At 60.8% G+C, this 19,379-nt stretch carries 18 protein-coding genes and 1 pseudogene; 17 read left to right on the top strand and 2 right to left on the bottom strand.

Annotated elements, in window-relative coordinates:
- The first annotated feature begins 413 nt into the window (after positions 1-413).
- From P9A16_RS23175 to P9A16_RS23130, 10 genes are all read left to right on the top strand, one after another.
- Positions 414-1,892, top strand: coding sequence for a sugar ABC transporter ATP-binding protein (locus P9A16_RS23175; protein ID WP_023516242.1), 1,479 nt, complete (start codon positions 414-416; stop codon positions 1,890-1,892).
- A gap of 54 nt (positions 1,893-1,946) precedes the next feature.
- Positions 1,947-2,951: an ABC transporter permease gene (locus P9A16_RS23170; protein WP_023516241.1), complete on the top strand. Its 1,005-nt coding sequence runs from the start codon at positions 1,947-1,949 to the stop codon at positions 2,949-2,951.
- A gap of 84 nt (positions 2,952-3,035) precedes the next feature.
- Positions 3,036-4,022, top strand: a complete 987-nt coding sequence (locus tag P9A16_RS23165; RefSeq protein WP_024270430.1) for a substrate-binding domain-containing protein — start codon at positions 3,036-3,038, stop codon at positions 4,020-4,022.
- A gap of 60 nt (positions 4,023-4,082) precedes the next feature.
- Positions 4,083-4,856: an SDR family oxidoreductase gene (locus P9A16_RS23160; RefSeq protein WP_023516648.1), complete on the top strand. Its 774-nt coding sequence runs from the start codon at positions 4,083-4,085 to the stop codon at positions 4,854-4,856.
- An 11-nt stretch (positions 4,857-4,867) separates the two neighbouring features.
- The gene (locus P9A16_RS23155) at positions 4,868-5,860 is read left to right on the top strand and encodes a dihydroxyacetone kinase subunit DhaK (protein WP_024270429.1); all 993 of its coding nucleotides are present in this window, start codon (positions 4,868-4,870) and stop codon (positions 5,858-5,860) included.
- 13 nt (positions 5,861-5,873) lie between these two features.
- Entirely contained in the window at positions 5,874-6,515 is a 642-nt protein-coding gene (gene dhaL / locus P9A16_RS23150; protein ID WP_023516865.1) for a dihydroxyacetone kinase subunit DhaL, read from the top strand.
- Between the two features lie 136 nt (positions 6,516-6,651).
- Positions 6,652-8,769 carry a bifunctional sugar-binding transcriptional regulator/dihydroxyacetone kinase subunit DhaK gene (locus P9A16_RS23145; RefSeq protein ID WP_024270428.1) on the top strand — a complete coding sequence of 706 codons (2,118 nt, stop codon included), beginning with the start codon at positions 6,652-6,654 and terminating at the stop codon, positions 8,767-8,769.
- A 29-nt stretch (positions 8,770-8,798) separates the two neighbouring features.
- Positions 8,799-9,434 carry a dihydroxyacetone kinase subunit DhaL gene (dhaL, locus tag P9A16_RS23140; RefSeq protein ID WP_024270427.1) on the top strand — a complete coding sequence of 212 codons (636 nt, stop codon included), beginning with the start codon at positions 8,799-8,801 and terminating at the stop codon, positions 9,432-9,434.
- Between the two features lie 180 nt (positions 9,435-9,614).
- Positions 9,615-9,815 carry a type II toxin-antitoxin system VapB family antitoxin gene (locus P9A16_RS23135; protein ID WP_023517619.1) on the top strand — a complete coding sequence of 67 codons (201 nt, stop codon included), beginning with the start codon at positions 9,615-9,617 and terminating at the stop codon, positions 9,813-9,815.
- A complete protein-coding gene (locus tag P9A16_RS23130) occupies positions 9,812-10,195 on the top strand; it encodes a type II toxin-antitoxin system VapC family toxin (protein ID WP_037406692.1) in 384 nt (127 codons plus the stop codon). The genes P9A16_RS23135 and P9A16_RS23130 overlap by 4 nt, the downstream gene beginning before the upstream one ends.
- Before the next feature lie 231 nt (positions 10,196-10,426).
- Here P9A16_RS23130 and P9A16_RS23125 read toward each other — a convergent pair whose 3' ends face one another.
- Together P9A16_RS23125 and P9A16_RS23120 are read right to left on the bottom strand one after the other, a co-directional pair.
- Positions 10,427-13,540 (bottom strand): multidrug efflux RND transporter permease subunit, encoded by a 3,114-nt coding sequence (locus P9A16_RS23125; RefSeq protein ID WP_130517635.1) that lies wholly within the window; start codon positions 13,538-13,540, stop codon positions 10,427-10,429.
- 10 nt (positions 13,541-13,550) lie between these two features.
- Entirely contained in the window at positions 13,551-14,714 is a 1,164-nt protein-coding gene (locus tag P9A16_RS23120) for an efflux RND transporter periplasmic adaptor subunit (protein WP_037406702.1), read from the bottom strand.
- A 161-nt stretch (positions 14,715-14,875) separates the two neighbouring features.
- Between P9A16_RS23120 and P9A16_RS23115 the strand changes: the two genes are divergently transcribed.
- The 7 genes and pseudogenes from P9A16_RS23115 to P9A16_RS23085 all read left to right on the top strand — a co-directional run.
- The gene (locus P9A16_RS23115) at positions 14,876-15,565 is read left to right on the top strand and encodes a response regulator (RefSeq protein ID WP_024270424.1); all 690 of its coding nucleotides are present in this window, start codon (positions 14,876-14,878) and stop codon (positions 15,563-15,565) included.
- The gene (locus tag P9A16_RS23110) at positions 15,562-16,623 is read left to right on the top strand and encodes an ATP-binding protein (RefSeq protein ID WP_024270423.1); all 1,062 of its coding nucleotides are present in this window, start codon (positions 15,562-15,564) and stop codon (positions 16,621-16,623) included. The genes P9A16_RS23115 and P9A16_RS23110 overlap by 4 nt, the downstream gene beginning before the upstream one ends.
- A 217-nt stretch (positions 16,624-16,840) precedes the next feature.
- Positions 16,841-17,362 (top strand): GNAT family N-acetyltransferase, encoded by a 522-nt coding sequence (locus P9A16_RS23105; protein WP_024270422.1) that lies wholly within the window; start codon positions 16,841-16,843, stop codon positions 17,360-17,362.
- A 53-nt stretch (positions 17,363-17,415) separates the two neighbouring features.
- Complete coding sequence (locus tag P9A16_RS23100; RefSeq protein ID WP_156031951.1) at positions 17,416-17,577, top strand: hypothetical protein; 162 nt, start codon at positions 17,416-17,418, stop codon at positions 17,575-17,577.
- A 107-nt stretch (positions 17,578-17,684) separates the two neighbouring features.
- Complete coding sequence (locus P9A16_RS23095) at positions 17,685-18,356, top strand: spermidine synthase (protein WP_130517637.1); 672 nt, start codon at positions 17,685-17,687, stop codon at positions 18,354-18,356.
- A gap of 37 nt (positions 18,357-18,393) precedes the next feature.
- Positions 18,394-18,774 (top strand): DUF6481 family protein, encoded by a 381-nt coding sequence (locus P9A16_RS23090; RefSeq protein WP_023515533.1) that lies wholly within the window; start codon positions 18,394-18,396, stop codon positions 18,772-18,774.
- Between the two features lie 98 nt (positions 18,775-18,872).
- Positions 18,873-19,268, top strand: a pseudogene (locus tag P9A16_RS23085) (fatty acid desaturase); the annotation flags it as partial.
- Positions 19,269-19,379: the final 111 nt, after the last annotated feature.

The following is a 19,379-nucleotide window of genomic DNA, read 5'->3' as shown; positions in this document are numbered from 1 at the left end:
GATCCGTTACCCGGATCGGCATTCGAATAATCGCTCTTTGAGATGCAGGGGCTCTTTGGGCCCTCTGGCATTTTCGCCTTTAACATCGCCAACACCACCTGCCTCCACGGTCGCCACCGACACAGGACAATACAAATCCCGCCCCACCCAGCGGCAGGAACTGGCGGATGACCACTGCCTGCATGGGCGCGATACGCCTCCGGAAAAAGCCCGATCACGCCCACATCCCCATTTAGGTCACGGCTCGAAAAGCAAGGCGTGACAACAAGATACCCGGATAAGGCACCCTACATTCTTACAAATGACAAGCGGTGAAGATCGTTTGTCATTTCTTCTGATTGACATTTGTCGATAGATAAACATATTTTGTAAAGCGCGATGAGGGAGTGTCGCGGAAATGCGTGGAGGAATGCATGGGTCCGCTTTTGAAAGTGGAAGGACTGAAAAAGTCCTTTGGCGGCGTTGCCGCACTTCGCGACGGCCGCTTTGAGCTGGAAGCCGGCTCGGTGCACGCGCTGTGCGGCGGCAACGGCGCAGGCAAATCGACGTTCCTTTCCATCCTCATGGGCATCCACAAGCGCGACGGCGGCACGATCCTGCATCGCGGCAACCCGGTGGAATTCGGCAATCCGGCCGAAGCGCTTCGCTCCGGCATCGCCATCATTGAGCAGGAGCTGAGCCCGGTTCCGCACATGACAGTGGCGGAAAACATCTATCTCGGCCGCGAGCCCTCCGCCCGCTTCGGCGGTATCGATTTCAAGACGATGAACCGCAATGCGCAGGCGCTGCTCGACCGCCTCGAATTCAGCATTTCCGCCACGCAATACATGATGAACCTCTCGGTCGCGCAGATGCAGCTGGTCGAGATCGCCAAGGCACTGAGCCACGAGGCAGACGTCATCTTCATGGACGAGCCGACATCGGCGATCGGCGAAAAGGAGGCCCAGCACCTTTTTTCCGCGATCGAGCGCCTGAAGGCAGAGGGCAAGGGCATCGTCTATGTCTCGCACCGTCTTTCGGAGATCTTCCAGATCGCCGACAGCTACACGGTGTTCCGCGACGGCGGCTTCGTCGGAGCCGGCAAACTTGCCGACATCGATCGGCCCGGTCTCATCCGGATGATCGTCGGCCGCGAGCTCGGCGAGGAGTATATCAAGACCAACACGCCGACCGAGATCGCCGGCCTTGAGGTGACGGGCCTGTCGGCCCCCGGCAAGATCGAAGACATCTCGTTTACCGCCCACAAGGGCGAGATTTTCGGCATCTACGGGCTGATGGGCTCGGGGCGCACAGAAATCTTCAATTGCCTTTTCGGCATGGATCGCCCATCGGCGGGCGACATCCGCCTCGACGGCACGGCCGTGACGATCCGCCAACCGTCCGACGCCATGGCAGAGGGCATCGCCTTTGTCACCGAGGATCGCAAGGTCACGGGCCTCAACCTGACGGACAGCGTGCGCAACAATATCTGCCTGGCCAGCCTGCCGGAAATGAGCCCGGCCTTCGTGATGCGCAAGAGCAACGAGCAGGCCGCCAGCGCCGACATGATCGCCCGCTTTGCCATCAAGGCGGCGCGAGACACGATGCCGGTCTCCGGCCTGTCGGGCGGCAACCAGCAAAAGGTCGTGCTCGGCAAGTGGTTCCTGCGCCAGCCGCGCGTGCTGCTGCTCGACGAGCCGACCCGCGGCGTCGATGTGGGCGCCAAGCGCGAGATCTACCGCGTCATCTGCGATTTTGCCGCGGCCGGCGGCACGGTCGTGATGATCTCCTCCGAAATCGACGAAATTCTGGGAATGTCCGACCGCATCCTCGTGATGCGCCAGGGACGGTCCGCCGGCATCCATGACCGGCGCGAGACCGATGCCCAGTCCCTCGTGCATCTGTCGACCTGACGGAAACGAGACCCCAAGCGACGCATCGACCCCCGCATGGCAAGAGGTGACACCGTGTCCAGTGCAGAAAACAACACCGCCAGCAGCTGGCTGAATTCCGACCGCCGCAAGCTGATCCTGCAGGAATACGGCATCTTCCTCGCCTTCCTGCTGCTGGTCGGCATTCTCGCATTGTCGAACGAATTCTTCCTGACGCCGGGCAACATTTCCAACGTACTGCTCCAGACGTCGATCAATGGCATTCTCGCGATCGGCATGACCTTCGTCATCCTGACACGCGGCATCGACCTTTCTGTGGGCTCGGTCGTCGCACTCGCCGGCATGGTGAGCGCGAGCTTCGTGACCAGTTCGGCAACGGCAGGCATTGCCGGTGCACCCTATCCCATGGTCGTGGCGCTCGCAGCCGGCATTCTCGTGGGCGTCGCCTGCGGCGCGCTGGTGGGCTTCATCGTCTCGCGCTTTTCCGTGCCCGCCTTCGTGGCGACGCTCGGCATGCTCTCGGCCGCCCGCGGCGCCACGCTGATCTATGGCGGTGGCAAGCCGGTGCCCGGCCTCAGCCCGGAATTCCGCTGGATCGGCACGGGCAACATCCTTGGCATTCCGATGCCAGTCATCCTGCTCGCCCTGGTCTTCGGCGTCTCCTGGTGGGTCCTGACCCGCACGCGTTTCGGCCGCTACATCTATGCCGTCGGCGGCAACCCGCATGCGGCCAAGACCTCGGGCCTCAACGTCACCCGCATCCGCTTCATGGTCTATGTCATCTCGGGTGCGCTGTCGGGCCTTGCCGGCATGATCCTCTCGGCCCGCACGGGTTCGGCCCTGCCACAGGCCGGCATCGCCTACGAGCTCGATGCCATCGCGGCGGTCGTCATCGGCGGCACCAGCCTTTCGGGCGGCGTTGGCCGGGTGACGGGAACACTGATCGGCGCCCTCATCATCGGCGTCATGAACAACGGCCTCGATCTCATGGGCATCCAGTCCTACTACCAGCAGGTCCTCAAGGGCGCCCTCATCGTCGGTGCGGTCATGCTCGACCAGAAGCGAAATCAGGGCCTCTAGCCCGAAGAAACCGGGCGTCTTCCCACGCTCGCGGACGAACGGCACGCCTGAGAGCGGCCGCAATTCTCAAAGGAGGAGAATGACATGAAGAAACTGATGATCGCACTTGCCTCTGCGACGGTGCTGCTCGCCTCGTCCGCCCTGGCCCAGGAGAAGCTGAAGATCGGCGCGGCGCCTTACGGCCTCAACGCGGAATTCATGCAGATCTGGTCCGCAGCGCTTGAGGAACACCCGGCCGTGAAGAGCGGCGAAGTCGAACTGACCGTTTTCGACGGCCGCTACGATGCGCTGGTCCAGCAGGAACAGTTCAACACGATGATCACCCAGAAGTTCAACGCGATCATCTTCGTGCCGATCGACATCGAAGCCGGCGCTACCGCCGTACAGGCTGCCCATGACGCCAGCATTCCCGTCATCGGCTCCAACACCCGCGTAAACTCCGACCTGCTCTCCTCCTATGTCGGTTCCGACGACACAATCTCCGGCTACATGGAAGCCAAGGCAGTGCTCGACAAGATCGGTTGCAAGGGCAATGTCGTGATCATCGAAGGCCCGATCGGCCAGTCCGCGCAGATCTCGCGCCTGGAAGGCAACCAGAAGGCGCTTGCCGAATGCCCCGACGTCAAGGTTCTCGAGCAGCAGACCGCCAACTGGTCGCGCGCCGAAGCCCAGACGCTGATGGAGAACTGGCTGACCTCGCATCCCGGCCAGATCAACGGCGTCATCGGCCAGAACGATGAAATGGCGCTCGGCGCCGTCGAAGCGATCAAGTCCGCCGGCCTGAAGACAGAGGATTTCGCGATTGCCGGCATCGACGGCATCACGGACGCGCTGACAGCCGTCAAGGAAGGCACGATCACCTCGATCCTGCAGGACGCCCGCGCCCAGGCACAGGGTGCACTGGACCTTGCGATCCTCCACGCCAAGAAGGGCGACTACAAGCCGCAGTCCGATATCTGGGCACAGTATCCGGACATGCCGTTCAACGACGGCAAGGACAAGGAGTACAATGTTCCGTGGACGCCGGTCACGGCGGAGAACGTCGATAAGCTCCTGGAAATGCGTAAGTAACAACCATCTGCGGGGCGGCGAGTGTCGCCCCGCTTTCCCAACCCTTCGAAGGCTGAACCGATGTCCGACACACCTCCCAAGATCGATCTCAACTTCCCGCTCGACGGCAGGGTCGCGCTCGTCACCGGCGGCGCCTCCGGCATCGGCGCGGCCATCGCCGCCGCCTTTGCGGCCAAGGGCGCCAAAGTCGCCGTGCTCGACATCAATGCCGATGTCGCCAAGGCGAAGGCGGAAGAACTCGGCGGTTCGGCAAAGCCCTTCGTCTGCGACGTTTCCAGCCCGGCCTCCGTCGAAAAGGCCGTTGATGATGTGGTCGAAACCTTTGGCGGCATCGATATCGCGGTCAATAGTGCCGGCATCGTCGCGCTTGCCCCGGCCGAAGACCTGACGCTTTCCCAGTGGGACAGGACGATCGACATCAACCTCAAGGGCAGCTTCCTGATCACCCAAGCGGTCGGCCGCCGCATGATCGCGGCCGGCAGGGGCGGCAAGATCGTCAACCTCGCCTCGCAGGCCGGCACGGTCGCCATCGAGGAGCATGTCGCCTACTGCGCCTCAAAGTTCGGCGTCATCGGCATGTCCAAGACCTTCGCCGCCGAATGGGGCAAACACGGCATTACCGTCAACACGATTTCGCCCACCATCGTTCTCACTGAACTGGGCAAGCAGGCCTGGGCCGGCGAGAAGGGGGAGAATGCGAAGAAGCGCATCCCCACCGGCCGTTTCGCGTTCCCGGAAGAGATTGCCGCCGCCGCCGTTTTCCTGGCCTCGCCGGGCGCCGACATGATCAACGGCGCCGATCTCCTGATCGACGGCGGCTATACCATTCTGTGAGAGGACTTATCATGCAGCGTTTCATCAACGATCCGGACCTGGTGGTCGAAGATACCGTCAAGGGCTTCATCAAAGCTCATTCGGACATCGTGCGCCTTGCGGAAAACCCACGCGTCGTCGTCGCCAAGGATGCCCCCTTTGCCGGCAAGGTCGGCGTGGTGACGGGCGGTGGTTCCGGCCACGAGCCGGCCTTCATCGGCTACACCGGCAGGAACATGCTCGACGCCGTTGCTGTCGGCGAGCTCTTCTCCTCGCCAACAGCCAAGAGTTTTCATGACGCTATCCGCGAGGCGAACGGTGGCAGGGGCGTCGTCGTGCTCTACGGCAACTATGCCGGCGACAACATGAATGTGAAGATGGCAACGAAGCTTGCTGCCAAGGACGGGATCGAGGTCGTGACCGTCGTCGCCAACGACGACGTCTGCTCCGCCCCGCCGGAGGAGCGCGAGAAGCGCCGCGGTGTCGCCGGCGAGATCTTCATGTGGAAGATGGGCGGCGCCAAGGCTGCGACCGGCGCCAGCCTCGAAGAAGTCCGCGCCACTGCGCAGAAGGCAATCGACAATTGCCGCTCGATCGGCGTGGGCCTCGGCCCCTGCACGCTGCCGGCCGTCGGCCATCCGAATTTCCAGATCGAGCCCGGCACGATGGAGGTCGGTATCGGCCATCACGGCGAACCGGGCGTACGCGTCGAAAAGCTGAAGACGGCCGACGAGGTCGCCAGGGACATGGTGAAGATCGTGCTCGACGATCACAAACTGCCTGAGGGCACCGAGGTCGCCGTGCTCGTTTCGGGTCTGGGCGCAACACCGCTCAACGAGCTCTATATCCTCAACGACACGATCGAGAGCGAGATTTCGGCCCGTGGCCTGAAAATCCGCAAAACCTGGATCGGCAATTACTTCACTTCGCTGGAAATGGTCGGCGCAACGCTGACCGTCATGGCGCTCGACGACGAACTGAAGACGCTGCTCGACGTCGAGACGCGTTGCACGATGATCCTGTAACGGAGGAAGACATATGCAGACCTTCGACAATGCTTCCGCCGGTGCCATCGTTCTGTCGATGGCCGAGCGGATTATCGAGAACCGTGCCTATCTCAGCGAGATCGACGGCAAGATCGGTGACGGTGACCATGGCGTGAACATGGCCAAGGGTTTTGGCATGGCCGCCGAGCGTCTTAAGGACAAGAATGCCTCGCTTGCCGTGTCTCTCGACACGCTCGGCACGGTGCTGATGACGGAAATCGGCGGCTCGATGGGTCCGCTCTACGGCGTCATGTTCACCGAGTTCGCCGAAACGATCGAGGGTGTCGAGACGATCGACGCCGCGGCCTATAGCAAGATGCTGCACGCAGGCCTCGCTGGCATCCAGTCGATCGGTTCGGCCAAGGTCGGCGACAAGACGCTGCTCGATACTTTCGTGCCCGCAGTCGAGGCTTTCGACGCGGCGACGGCGAATGGCAAGTCGTTCGGCGAGGCGCTGGAAGCCCTCGTTGCTGCAGCCGAAACCGGCCGTGACTCGACAATCAACCTCGTGGCCAAGATCGGCCGCGCCAGCCGTCTCGGCGAACGTTCGCTCGGCGTATTGGATGCGGGCGCCACCTCCTGCGCTATCATCCTCAAGGAACTGTCCGACGGCGCGCGCGCACGACTTGCCTGAGCCGGGCGAAAAGGTCCTCCCAGGACGCGCGGCCTGTCCTTTGTGACGGGTCGCGCACCGCTTTTTTGCCCAGGCATGTTGCAAACCGGCGGCGTTGCTCTCATCTTCGCCGCCTGATGGGGGACCAGCGAAACCGATGGCATTGAAGACTTCCGCAGCGCGCAAGGGCGGCTCCGGCCGGGGCAACGGGCCGGAAGGCGTAGACTTGATTCCGCTGCGCTATGGCGATGACCCCTATGTCTGGGCGTGCTGGCTCTACTACGAAGACGGCATGACGCAGGGCGAGATCGCCGAGGCGATGGGTGTGTCGCGCGCCACCGTCAACAGCTACCTCGCGGATGCCCGCGAGAAGGGCATCGTCAACATCTCCATCGAGCCCGCCCGCCTCGCCTCGCTCACCATCGCGCAGGAACTGAAGCGTCATTTCGGCCTCGCCGACTGCCTCGTCGTACCAAACGATGACGATTCACGTCCGCTGATCGGCCGGCTTGGGGCAGCTGGCGCGCAGGCACTTTCCAAGATGATCAAGTCCGGCGACACGCTCGCCGTCGCCTGGGGCCGTACGGTCCTCTCGGTCGGCGAGCACTTGGAAATGGCTCCTCTACAGGATGTTACCGTCGTTCAGGCAACGGGCGGCACCACGGCAAGCTTCAACTACACGCCGGAACTGACAACCGCCGCCCTTGCCCGCGCGATCTCGGCACGCTGTGTCAACATCACCGCCCCCGCCGTCGTCGCCTCCGCTCAGATGCACGATCTGCTGCTCGCCGAGCCACTGATCCGCGAACAGTTCGACACACTCGCCCGCGCCAACCGCATCGTCTTCGGCATCTCCTCGCTCCGCCCCAACTCGACGATCCACACCAGCGGCTTCTTCGAATCCGTGCCGTTGCAGCACTATCTGGCGAAGGGGGCGGCCGGTGTGCTTGCCGGACGCTTCATCGACGAACGCGGCCGTCCGGTCGCCGGCCCTCTTGATGACCGCACGATCGGCATTTCGCTGGAGATGCTGCGCGGCATCGGTACGCGCGTTGCCGTCGCCGGTGGTTTCGACAAGGTGCCGGCCCTGCTGGCAGCATTGCGTGGCGGCTATGCCAATGTGCTGGTGACCGATGCCGCCACCGGCGCCGGCATCCTGCGCGCTGACGGGGTAACGAGCCTCGACGGGAAACTTTCACAACGCCAGAAGAGCGCACCTGTCGCCAACAGCTATCGCACGCGCGTCAAGAAATTCCTCAACAATCCCAATGACGTGGTCGAAGAAATGCTGGACGGCCTGATCGCCGCACACAAACCCTACCTCCAGCCCATTGGCACGTCACGTCGAGCACTCGTTGCGCGCAATGGCCCGCGACAGGGTAAGGTAGGCCTCGTCATCGGTGGCGGCACGGGGCACGAGCCCTGCTTCGTCGGCTATGTCGGCAAGGGACTTGCCGATGCGGTCGCCCTCGGCAACATCTTTTCCTCGCCGCCACCGGACCCAATCACCAAATGCGCCGTCGCCGCTTCGGGGGGAGCGGGTGTGCTTTTCGTCTACGGCAATTACGCCGGCGACGTGATGAACTTCGAAATGGCAGCCGAGCTCGCAGAAGAACAAGGCATCTCGATTCGCACAGTGCTGACCACCGACGACGTCGTTTCGTCTCCCGTGGAGGACAAGGAAGGACGACGCGGCGTCGCCGGCAACTTCTTCGTCTTCAAGGTGGCGGGGGCGGCCTGCGATCGCGGCATGACGCTTGACGAGTGCGAGGCCGTCACTCGCAAGGCGAACGACCGCACCTTCACAGTCGGTGTCGCGCTCGAATCCTGCTCCATGCCGCAGACGCAACGGTACAATTTCGAGATCGGGCCCGAGGACATGGAGCTCGGCATGGGCATCCACGGCGAGCCGGGCGTTTCGCGCGAGCGTATCCGCACGGCCGACGAGATCGTCGATACGATCATGGACACCATCTTCAAGGAAATGAAGGCGGAACCCGGTGACCGGGTGGCGGTTCTGGTCAATTCCTTCGGCGCAACGCCGTTGATGGAACTCTACATCCTGTTCCGCCGGGTGGCGCAGCGGCTGGCGGCCAAGAACATCACGATCGAGGCCAATTGGATTGGGCACTATTGTACATCGCTCGACATGGTGGGCGCCTCCATCTCGATCATGCATCTCGACCGGGAATTGACCGACCTGCTGCACCATCCATGCCAGACGGCGATCCTGACCATCAATGCGCCTGAAACAGGAAGTGCGACGCAGGGCTAGGGCCGCCTGCATCAAAGGGGGAGGAAAACATGTCGGAAAATGCGGCACGGGTTCTCGCCAGGATGTTCGAACGGATGTCCCAGGTGATCGAAGCAGAGAAGGACCACCTCTCGGAACTTGACGGCGCCATCGGCGACGGGGACCACGGCATCACCATGTCGATCGGCTTCAAGGCGGTGACGACGGCACTCGCTATACTCGATGTCGATACGGCAAGCCCGTCGGACGTGATATCGACGACGGCGACGAGCTTCCTCGACGCGGTCGGCGCCTCGACAGGTCCCCTCTACGCTACGGGTTTCCGCCGGGCAGCACAGGTGCTTGCTGGCCGTAACGAGCTCGATCTTCAAGCCTTCCGTGACATACTTGCTGCAATTTCCGAGGGCATTCGGGACCGCGGCAAGGCGCAGCGCGGTGACAAGACCATGCTCGATGTCTGGCTCCCAGCCGCCGAGGCGGCTACGGCAGCCGTCGCTGAAGGCAAGTCGAAACATGAATTCTGGTCCGCCGTCACTGCCGCGGCTGACAACGGTGCTGCCGCGACGGCCACGATGGTTGCAGCCAAGGGGCGCGCGGCGCACGTTCGCGAACGATCCCTTGGCCACCTCGATCCGGGTGCAGTTTCCGCCGCGGCATTGATCAAGGCAATGTCGAAGACATGCTAGACCTTCGCCGAAACAAGATGCGCTTGGTCTTGATCAGCAAGGGCTCTTGATGGGATTTGAACCAAAAACTCTAAGATGATTCTGATCGGCAATCGGTCGCCGCATTGGAGTGAGTACAGCAAGGCGTAGATTTCAGCACCAAATGGTGCTATCGATGCCACTCTATGCAGGAGCTTTTTCATGCGATCCACGATCAATCTCGACGACAACCTCATGGAACGAGCAAGATTCCTAACCGGAACCAAGGAAACGGCTGCGCTTGTCCGCCAGGCATTGGAAACACTTGTGCGAATCGAATCAGGAAAGCGACTGCTCGCGCTCGGGGGCTCCATGCCCGATGCTGAAGCAGCCCCTCGGCGCCGGAGCGAAGCGGCAAAGTGATCCTTGTAGACACCTCCATCTGGATCGATCATTTTCGCTACGGAGACTCGGAGCTACGCACAATCATTGAGGACGACCTCCTACTCTGCCACCCTGCGATTATCGGCGAATTGGCGCTTGGCAGTCTTCGGGACCGTGATGCCGTAGTGGCGTATTTAGCGGCACAGCGCGAAGCATTCGTCGCCACGCACGCTGAGGTCATGACAATGATCGATCGTCATTCGATTTTCAGTATGGGAATCGGTTACACCGACGCACACTTGTTGGCTTCGACGCTGCTTGACGGGCGATCGAGCTTGTGGACCAGGGACAAACGCCTAACAGCAGCAGCTCAAAAGGCAGGCGCCGTGCTGCATACACCTATGGTCCCACCCAATTAGTCGGTGCAGGACGTGAGCACCGGCCGAATGCATAACTTAAAATGCTCTTGAAGGGATCAGAACCCGCGCCCCGCGGCTCACCACTTTATATTCAGATCAAGTTTCCGATACGGGCACCACTTGATGTCCCCAATGGCCGGTTTGGGGCCGTGACAAGACTGTCCGCTTCTGTCTCGTGGACAAGAGAAGCGGACAATCTCGTTGGGGGTTATGCCGTATCGGTCCAGCTGGCTAGCCGTTGCCGGGCAGCGCACTTGAACGTCCGAGCCAGCGTGTGAACCGCGTCACGATCACGTACAAGGCCGGGACAAATAATACCGCAAGTACCGTTCCGGAAATCATTCCGCCGAATAGGCCGGTCCCAATTGCATTCTGGGTTTCCGAGCTTGCACCTGATGCAATGACCAGCGGAACGACGCCCAGCGTAAAGGCGAGCGAGGTCATGACGATAGGGCGCAGACGAAGGCGCGCGGCTTCGACGACGGCTGCGGCAAGAACCAGCCCGTCTCGCTGGCGCTTGCGCGCGAACTCGACAATCAACACCGCATTCTTGGCGGAAAGGCCGATCAGGGTGATCAGGCCGACCTTGAAGAAGACATCGTTTTCCAGGCCACGCAGGTGAACAGCGATCACCGCCCCGAGGATCCCGAGCGGGACAACCAGCATGACGGAGAGTGGAATGGTCCAGCTTTCGTACAAGGCTGCGAGCACCAGAAAGACAATGAGGAACGAAAAGGCCATGAGCATCGGCGCCTGCGTACCCGATTGCCGCTCCTGCAGGGACTGCCCCGTCCATTCGACGGCAAAGCCCTTGGGAAGCTTGAGCGCCAATTGCTCAATTTCATCCATGGCTTCACCGCTCGACACACCTTTTGCTGCCGAACCCGACAGGCTGAGGGACGGATATCCATTATAGCGTGTCACCTGCAGTGGGATGGTGGACCATTCTGCTGTCACAATTTCCGAAAGCTGAACCATTTTGCCCGCATCGCTGCGAACATGCAGGTTAAGGATGTCATCGACCTGCATACGGCTTTTCGGCTCGGCCTGGAGGATGACCTGTTGCAGCCGACCGTCGCGCGGGAAGTCATTGACATAGGTCGAGCCAACGGAACCGCTGAGCGTGTCACTAATCGTCGTGTAGGCGACCCCCAGCGCACTTGCCTTCTGGCGATCGACGACAAGGGTAACACTGGGACCGTTTGGCAGCCCGTCCACGCGCACGTCGCTCAGCAGCGTGCTCTCGGACGCAAGCTTCGTGAGTTGGGCTGCAGCCGCAGAAAAGGCTATCTCCCCATGGTTAGCGCGGTCTTGAAGCCTTAGCGCAAATCCAGAGGTTGTACCGAGCTCATCAATGGCCGGCGGCTTCATGCTGAGAATCTCGCCCTCTGGTGCTGCAGCCATGGCTTCGGTTGCTAGATTCACCTCGTCGTCGACGCTACCTGAACGCTTATCCCAATCCTTGAGGCTCGTAAACGACATGGCGGTATTGGAACCTGAACCCGAGAAACCGAAACCCATGATTGTCAGGTTGTTGACGATATCCGGTCGTGTCTGGACATGTTTTTCTAAGAGATCAACGACGTCTCGGGTGCGTTCAGCCGTCGCCTCCGCCGGAAGTGTGATGGAGGTCATGAACGAGCCCTGATCTTCCTCAGGCACGAATGCCGTCGCCAGCGTGCCGTAACCATAGGCGACTGCGCCCACTATCGTGACATAGACAAGCATGGTCCGACCGGTCCTCTGAACAAGACGTGCGACCCAGCCCGTGTAGCCCTCGGTCAAGCGATCAAAGCCGCGGTTGAACCAGCCGAAAAGTCCGTTTCGCTGATGGTGCCCGCTATCGATCGGCTTCAACAAGCTCGCGCAAAGCGCCGGGGTCAGGCTGAGAGCCAGAAAGGCCGAGAAAGCGACCGACACGGCCATAGATACCGTGAACTGACGATAGATCGCGCCAACCGCGCCGGAGGCAAAGCCCATAGGAAGAAGCACGGCTGTCAAGACGAGCGTGATCCCGATCACCGCGCCCGTGATCTCGCCCATGGCCTTTCGCGTCGCCTCACGGGGGGACAGACCTTCCGTCGCCATCAGCCGCTCGACGTTTTCCACGACCACGATCGCGTCGTCTACGATAATCCCGATCGCGAGAACCATGCCGAACATCGTTAGGACATTGATGGAATATCCCAATGCCAGCATGACCGCGAAGGTGCCGAGCAGCGCTATCGGTGCGACGATGGCCGGAATGAGGGTGTACCGGATGTTCTGCAGGAAGAGCAGCATGATGAGAAAGACGAGCACCATAGCCTCAGCCAGTGTCTGCGCCACTTTCTGGATCGAGACCTTCACGAAGGGTGCCGTGTCGTACGAGATCGCATATTCGATCCCCGCCGGCATGTTCAGCGAAAGCTCTGCCAGTCTCGCGCGAACACCGCTAGAGGTGCTAACCGCATTTGCCCCGGGTGTGACCTGGATGGCGGCTGCCGTGGCAGGCTTGCCGCCGTCGAGAATGGCGAAGCTCGACGACTGGGATCCAACCTCAATGCGGGCAACATCACCCAGCGTCAGATGGGAGCCGTCCGGATTTGAGCGGAGGACGATGTCCGAGAATTCGTTGACGGTCTGAAGCTGGCCTTCGACATTGAGCGGTACGCTGACCTTTTGCCCTGGAACTGTCGGCGCATCTCCAAGTCGCCCAGGCGCCACCTGAAGGTTCTGCGACTGGATCGCCTGTATGACCTCGGCCATCGAAACAGAATGCGCGAGCAAGCGCGTCGGATCGACCCAGATCCGCATGGCAGCCTCGGACCCGAAGGACTGGACGCGGCCGACGCCTGAAACCCGCTTGAGTTCCGGGGCGATGTTGCGCACGAGATAGTCATCAAGCGCCAATGCGTCGATGGCGCCGTCTTTCGACTTCAGGGAGACAATCATCAAGAACCCTGACGAAGCCGATTCCACCGATAGGCCAGCCCGACGGACTGCCTCTGGCAATCGCGGCTCCACGGCCTTGAGCCTGTTCTGGATGTCCACCTGAGCCAATTCAGCGTCCGTGCCCGGCTTGAAGGTGACGGTGACGGTTGTCGATCCCGAGGAGTCAGCAGACGAGTCGAAGTAAAGCACATTCTTTGCGCCGGAAACCTCGCGTTCGATCAGACTGGTGACGCTATCGTTGATGACCTGCGGAGTGGCGCCGGGATAGCTCGCGTAAATCGACACGCTAGGCGGAGCAATCGCCGGGTAACGCGACACGGGCAGTTGCGGGATGGCGATCAGACCGGCGATCACAATCATGATTGCGATGACCCATGCGAAGACGGGCCGTTCGATGAAAAATTGCGGCATGATGGCTGTCTCAGCTCTGCGTACCAGGGACGGGTTGGACCGGCGATGTCTCCAAAAGCTGGCCACTTTGGACCCTCTCCTGCCCTTGAACGACAATCGTTTCTCCAGCCGACAAGCCGCGTCTTACGAGGTAGTTGCGATCGATAAGCGGCCCCAGTTCCACCAGACGTTTTTCGCTCGTCTTCTTTGCGTTGACGATGACGAGTTGCGGCTTTCCGGTGAGGTCGCGCATCACGGCCTCTTGAGGCACAAGAAGTGCTGCGGAATGGACCTCTCGCGGCACGAGTGCGCGCACAAACATACCAGGCAGCAACTGGTCCTCGGCGTTCGGCACGACTATGCGGATGGCCAGACTCCCTGTTGCGCTGTCGACGGAGATATCGGAAAACACGATAGTGCCCGTATGGGCGTACGGCCTGTCCGTGATGGTTTTGATCTTGACCGGCAGTTTTTCCGGATCTTTGACTTCGGAACTCGATGCCGTCTCGCGCAGGCTTTCGAGGCTCATCGATGATTGACGAACATCTACATAGACCTGGTCGATCTGCTGGATCACTGCAAGCGGTGCGCTCCCGGAAGACGAGGCTAGGCCGCCTTCTGTCATGAAGGACTGACCGATCGTCCCACTAATCGGGCTGCGAATTGTCGCATTCGACAATTCGAGCTTTCGCCGGGTCAAATTGGCCGTGGCCTCGGCCACGCTCGCCTTAGCCTGAGCAAGCGTCGCGGCCGCATTGTTGAGAGCTTCGTCACTGGTGATCTTCTGTGCCGAGAGCAGCTCAGCGCGCTCGAACTTCACCTTCGCATTGACAAACTCGGCTTCGGCACGCGCAAGCGCGGCGGCGGCAGCATCGACATCGGCCGCAAAGGGCGATGGATCGATCTGGAAGAGTGGCGCATCTGCGTCCACGAAAGAGCCCTCTTGAAAGAGCTTCTTTTGAATGATTCCGCTGACCTGCGGCCGGATTTCGGCCGTGCGCAAGGCACTGACACGTCCTGGCAGCTCGTCATAGACCGTCACGGCTTGCGGCTGCACCGTCATCACGCTGACGCGCACGGCCTGCGGTTCGGCCGCTCCATTCGCTTCAACATCCTGCTCAGCACAGCAAGCAAGCAGCAGCAATAATGGCACGCATAACATGCAGAAAAGCCAAAACCGCGCGACATTTCGCATCTGTGTCACCATCATCTCGTGAGGGAGTATCGATGGTGACGCTCTAAGAGTCTTCCATTGGCGGTTTGTGGAGGTTCTGTTGCGATATTATGGAGGCGGGGCACGGCCGCTCGACGGACGGACCGTTCGGTGCCATGTAAATTGCAAGGAGTGCGATGAGCATGGCAGAACTTGTTTTGATAGCTGAGGACGATGCGGAGATCGCCGGCATCCTTGAGGCGTACTTTGCCCGCGAAGGCTTCCGCACCGTGCATGCCCGCGACGGGCAGGTGGCGCTTGATCTGCACCGGTCGTTGAAACCCGACATCGTCTTGGCTGATATCACTATGCCGCGCCTGGATGGCTGGGAGCTTCTCGCAGAGATCCAGAGACGAGGCCGCACACCTGTCATCATGATCACGGCACTTGATGAGGATGTCGATCGGTTACAGGGCCTGCGCATCGGCGCGGACGACTATATCGTCAAGCCCTTCAATCCGATCGAGGTCGTCGCGCGAGCCAAGGCCGTGTTGCGTCGCGCGGGTCTCAGCCAAGCGGGCGCAGTGATCCGGGTCGGAAACCTGGCAATCGATCTCGATAGCTATCAGGTTAAGATTGAGAAGGAGGACGGGCCAGTGACCGTACCTCTCACGCTGTCGGAATTCAGGCTTCTGGCCCATCTCGCTCGGACACCCACCAAGGTGTTCTCGCGAGCCGAACTTGTTGACGCCTGCCTGCCCGGCTCGGATGCGCTGGATCGAACGATCGACAGTCATTTGAGCAAGCTTCGCAAGAAGCTCGAACAGGTGGGAAGCGAAGGCTTGTTGATCAGCATTCGAGGCGTCGGCTACCGCCTTGGGGTCGATCCATGATCGTGAAGGGGCTCAGTCGGCAGATATTGCTCGCCATGGCCTCGGTCACCCTGGCGGCTGGCCTGCTGGTCTTCTTTGGAACCTATCTCGCCTTCACCGCCCTCTTCTATTTTTCTCCCTGGTCTGAAGACGCTGACAATTGGCTGACGGGCTTCGATTTCATTACTCTGGCCATTCTCATCTTAATCGCGCTGATCGTCGCGGCGATCGCATCGATCCGATTGGCGCGCCGCATCCTCGAACCGTTGGAATCATTGGCGATAAGCGCCAGGCAGATCAAAGACGGCGATCTTTCGGCTCGCGCCATCCCCGGCGATCACTCTCTGGGGGAGACGGCCGTTCTTGTCGAAGACTTCAACGCCATGGCCCAGCGTCTGCAGGACATGGCCTCGGACATGACACTCTGGAATGCCACGATCGCCCATGAACTGCGTACACCTTTGACCATTCTCAAGGGGCGACTCCAAGGCATGATTGATGGGGTCTTCGAGCCCGATGAAAAGTCGCTTAGTGCCCTCGTGCTGCAGGTCGATTCATTGGCAAGGCTGGTGGAGGACCTGCGAACGGTGACGCTCGCTGACAGTGGTCACCTTGATCTTCGCCTTCAGCCTGTTCGTCTCAAGGACGAAATCTTGCGGCTTGCTGCGGTGTTGGATCGGGAACTGCAACAGGACGGCTTCGAGCTTAGCCTAGACCTTTGCGATGTCACGGTCCGGGTCGATGCGATGCGGATCCGGCAGGCGCTTCTTGCCCTGGTCACAAATGCGCGTCGATACGCGCAACGCGGCCTCATCGAAATCAGCCTTTGCGTGGAGAGGAACGAAGTGATCCTGCGTGTCGCCGACGAAGGTCCGGGCCTTGCACCGGACATCGCCGCTTCCGCGTTCGAACCTTTCCGAAGAGGCGGAGAGTCCGGCTCGTTGGAAAAGGGCGGCAATGGTCTGGGTCTATCCGTCGTCCGTGCGATCGTTGAGGCTCATGGCGGCAAAGTCCAATACGCAAAATCTGACACAGGCGGCGCCATGTTCGAGATGGTTCTTGGCGAGGCAGTCTCGTGACGTTTTGTTCGTCGCCGCTTCCTTACGGATTCTACGGCTCGTTCAACTCCACCGGTCGTCTCCACGTCGTCTCCACACGCCCTCCACGAACCCTCAAACTTGGCTTGCTAACGCAGTCATCCCAGGCCCAACCAAGATGCTGTGCTCGGGATTATGGAAAGCGCACTTATGGGCACCGAATCCGGCCCCGCGTTCGATAAGCCGTTGGAGAAACGTTATGACCATACAAACTGTCAGTCTGGCCGTTGCAGATCAGAATGATCTCCCGGACTTCAAGAAAGAGCTCCAGGAGGCATTTTCTCTTGCTGTTATCGATGAATACGGAGCGCTGCCCGATGGCCCCATACCTTCCGACGAGGACCTAGACAGCTCTATCGCCGCCCCCGGAGCTGTCGCACTGCGTATTCTCTCAGACGGCGAGAAGATCGGTGGCGCAGTTGTGACCATCGATGAGAACACGCATCACAACACGCTGGATCTATTTTTCCTGAAGGTTGGCGAGCATGGGCAGGGTCTGGGTCACAAAGCCTGGCTTGCGATCGAAGCCCGTTATCCGAAGACGATCACGTGGCGAACCCATACGCCCTATTTCGAGAAGAGGAACATCCACTTCTACGTCAACAAATGTGGCTTCAAGATCATCGCGTTTCATCACGCCAAGTATCCGGACCCACATCATCCCGCGTCGAATGATCTTCCGGATGACGAAGGGTTTCTATTCGAGAAGGTGATTAAGTAAGCCGCAATCGATCTGACCCATTTCAGCAGACCGGCTGCATACGGGAAGTCCCGATGGCCAGCTCAATGGCAGGTATGAAGGCGCGTAGCGGTCATTCGATCTACCGGTGGAGCCGCTTGGGCTTCATCGGTCGAAAGACCGAACTCGACGCGGCTCGTTTCAACGGTGTCATTGAAAGCTGCACAGGATTAGCCGAGCGGCTGACAAACGGCTGACGCGATGTCAGACGGCTGCATTCGGCCCCGGGGCTCACGGATAATAAGGTGTCTTCGGCGCGACCGTCATGCTAGGAGGCGTCCAAACAACCCAATGAGACGCTCCGATGCTTCCCTGGACCAATCTTGATCGCGCGACCATCCCCGGTGACGCTGGCGAATTGCGCCTGAAGCAGCGCGGCAGCGAATTCTCGATCATGCTCGGCTCGACGGAGCTGATGAACAGCCGGCTGAGCGGCTCGGAAGAGGCACTTGCTGCGTTGAGTTGCGAGCGGATTGCGGGTCGCAAAAACCCCGGCATGCTCGTCGGCGGCCTCGGCATGGGGTTTACGCTGCGGGCCGCGCTGGCCCAGCTTCCTCAAGACGCCCGTGTCGTCGTCGCCGAACTCGTTCCCGCCGTCGTCGAATGGGCGCGCGGACCTTTGGCGGATCTCCACGGCGGCACGCTCGATGATCCCCGCGTCGATATCCATCTCGGCGACGTCGGCGCCCTTATTCGGTCGAAGAAGGCCGCATATGACGCGATTCTGCTCGATGTCGACAACGGCCCCGATGGACTGACGCGCGCGTCCAACGACAACCTCTATAGCCACGACGGTCTTCGGGCCGCCAAGACTGCCCTTCGGCCGAACGGCGTGCTCGCCCTCTGGTCGTCTGCGCCGGACCGCGCCTTTACCCGTCGCTTGCGCGAGGTCGGCTTTGCCACAGACGAAGTGAGCGTGCGCGCCAACGGCAAGAACGGCGCCCGCCATGTCTTGTGGATGGCGACCAAGCGCTAGCATCCCCCATAACACCCACCACAGTCTGGACAACGATTTGAAAAACTCTAGAAACAGCCAGCTTTCCGACCGCCGCACGGCCTCCGCCGAGGCAAAAGCGGCTTTGCTGAACGCCTACAAGGCCGCACGGGCATCCGACGAGCCGGCGCGAGCCGCGCGTCAGGCGGAACGCGCATCCATCACAGCTGCGCGGGAAGAGCGGCGGATCGAGCGCGCGCGCGTAAAACTGGAAGAGCAGGCGCGCGCCGAAGTGGAAGCGGCCGAACGAGAAGCGGCTGCCCAGGCTGCCGCAATCGCAGAAGCGGAAGAGCGCCAGAAATCGGAAGCTGAGCGCGTTGCACGCGTGATTGCAGACGAGGCCGCGCGAAAGGCCGCACGCGATCTGCGCTACGCAAACCGGAAAGCGCGTCAAAGATAGTCTCCGGGCAGGCACGGAACACTCCAAGAAGCCTACTTTTAAACCTGCATCAAATTGCCCCTCAAGTGACGGGGCACAACCGGAAACGCCATCTGCCGATGACCTCGTTGAACGCGACTGCCCCCAATGGCGCCGACCGTGAAAAAGCCTGGCTTAAAATCCTGTCCGGCTACCGCCAGCCCCATATGGGCCGAAGCGCGTTCGAACTGGCTGTGACCCTCATTCCGTTCGCCCTCCTTTGGGCTGGCGCCTGGGCCTCGATGCACTTCGGCTTTTGGCTGGGCATGATCCTCATCATTCCCGCGGCAGGATTTCTCTTGCGCCTCTTCATGCTGCAACATGATTGCGGCCATGGCTCCTTCTTCGGCCGGCGGCGCCTGGATGACTGGACGGGACGAGCAATCGGCGCGCTGACCCTAACGCCCTATGACTATTGGCGTCGCGCCCATGCGGAACACCATGCCTCGGCCGGGAACCTCGACGAGCTGTCCGTCGTCAAATGAACTGAGACTTTTCGGGCTTTGGAAGAGCGGAGTTTCCGGCTCGGTTTGCGGGTTGATTTAAGCCGCTTTGGCGTGATGGTTCAAGCGGCGCTGTCTGATGGT

The organism is Shinella sp. 838, assembly GCF_029623935.1.
Classification (GTDB): Bacteria; Pseudomonadota; Alphaproteobacteria; order Rhizobiales; family Rhizobiaceae; genus Shinella.
Note: the sequence above shows the minus strand (reverse complement) of the source record. Positions and strands in the feature narration are given on the sequence as shown.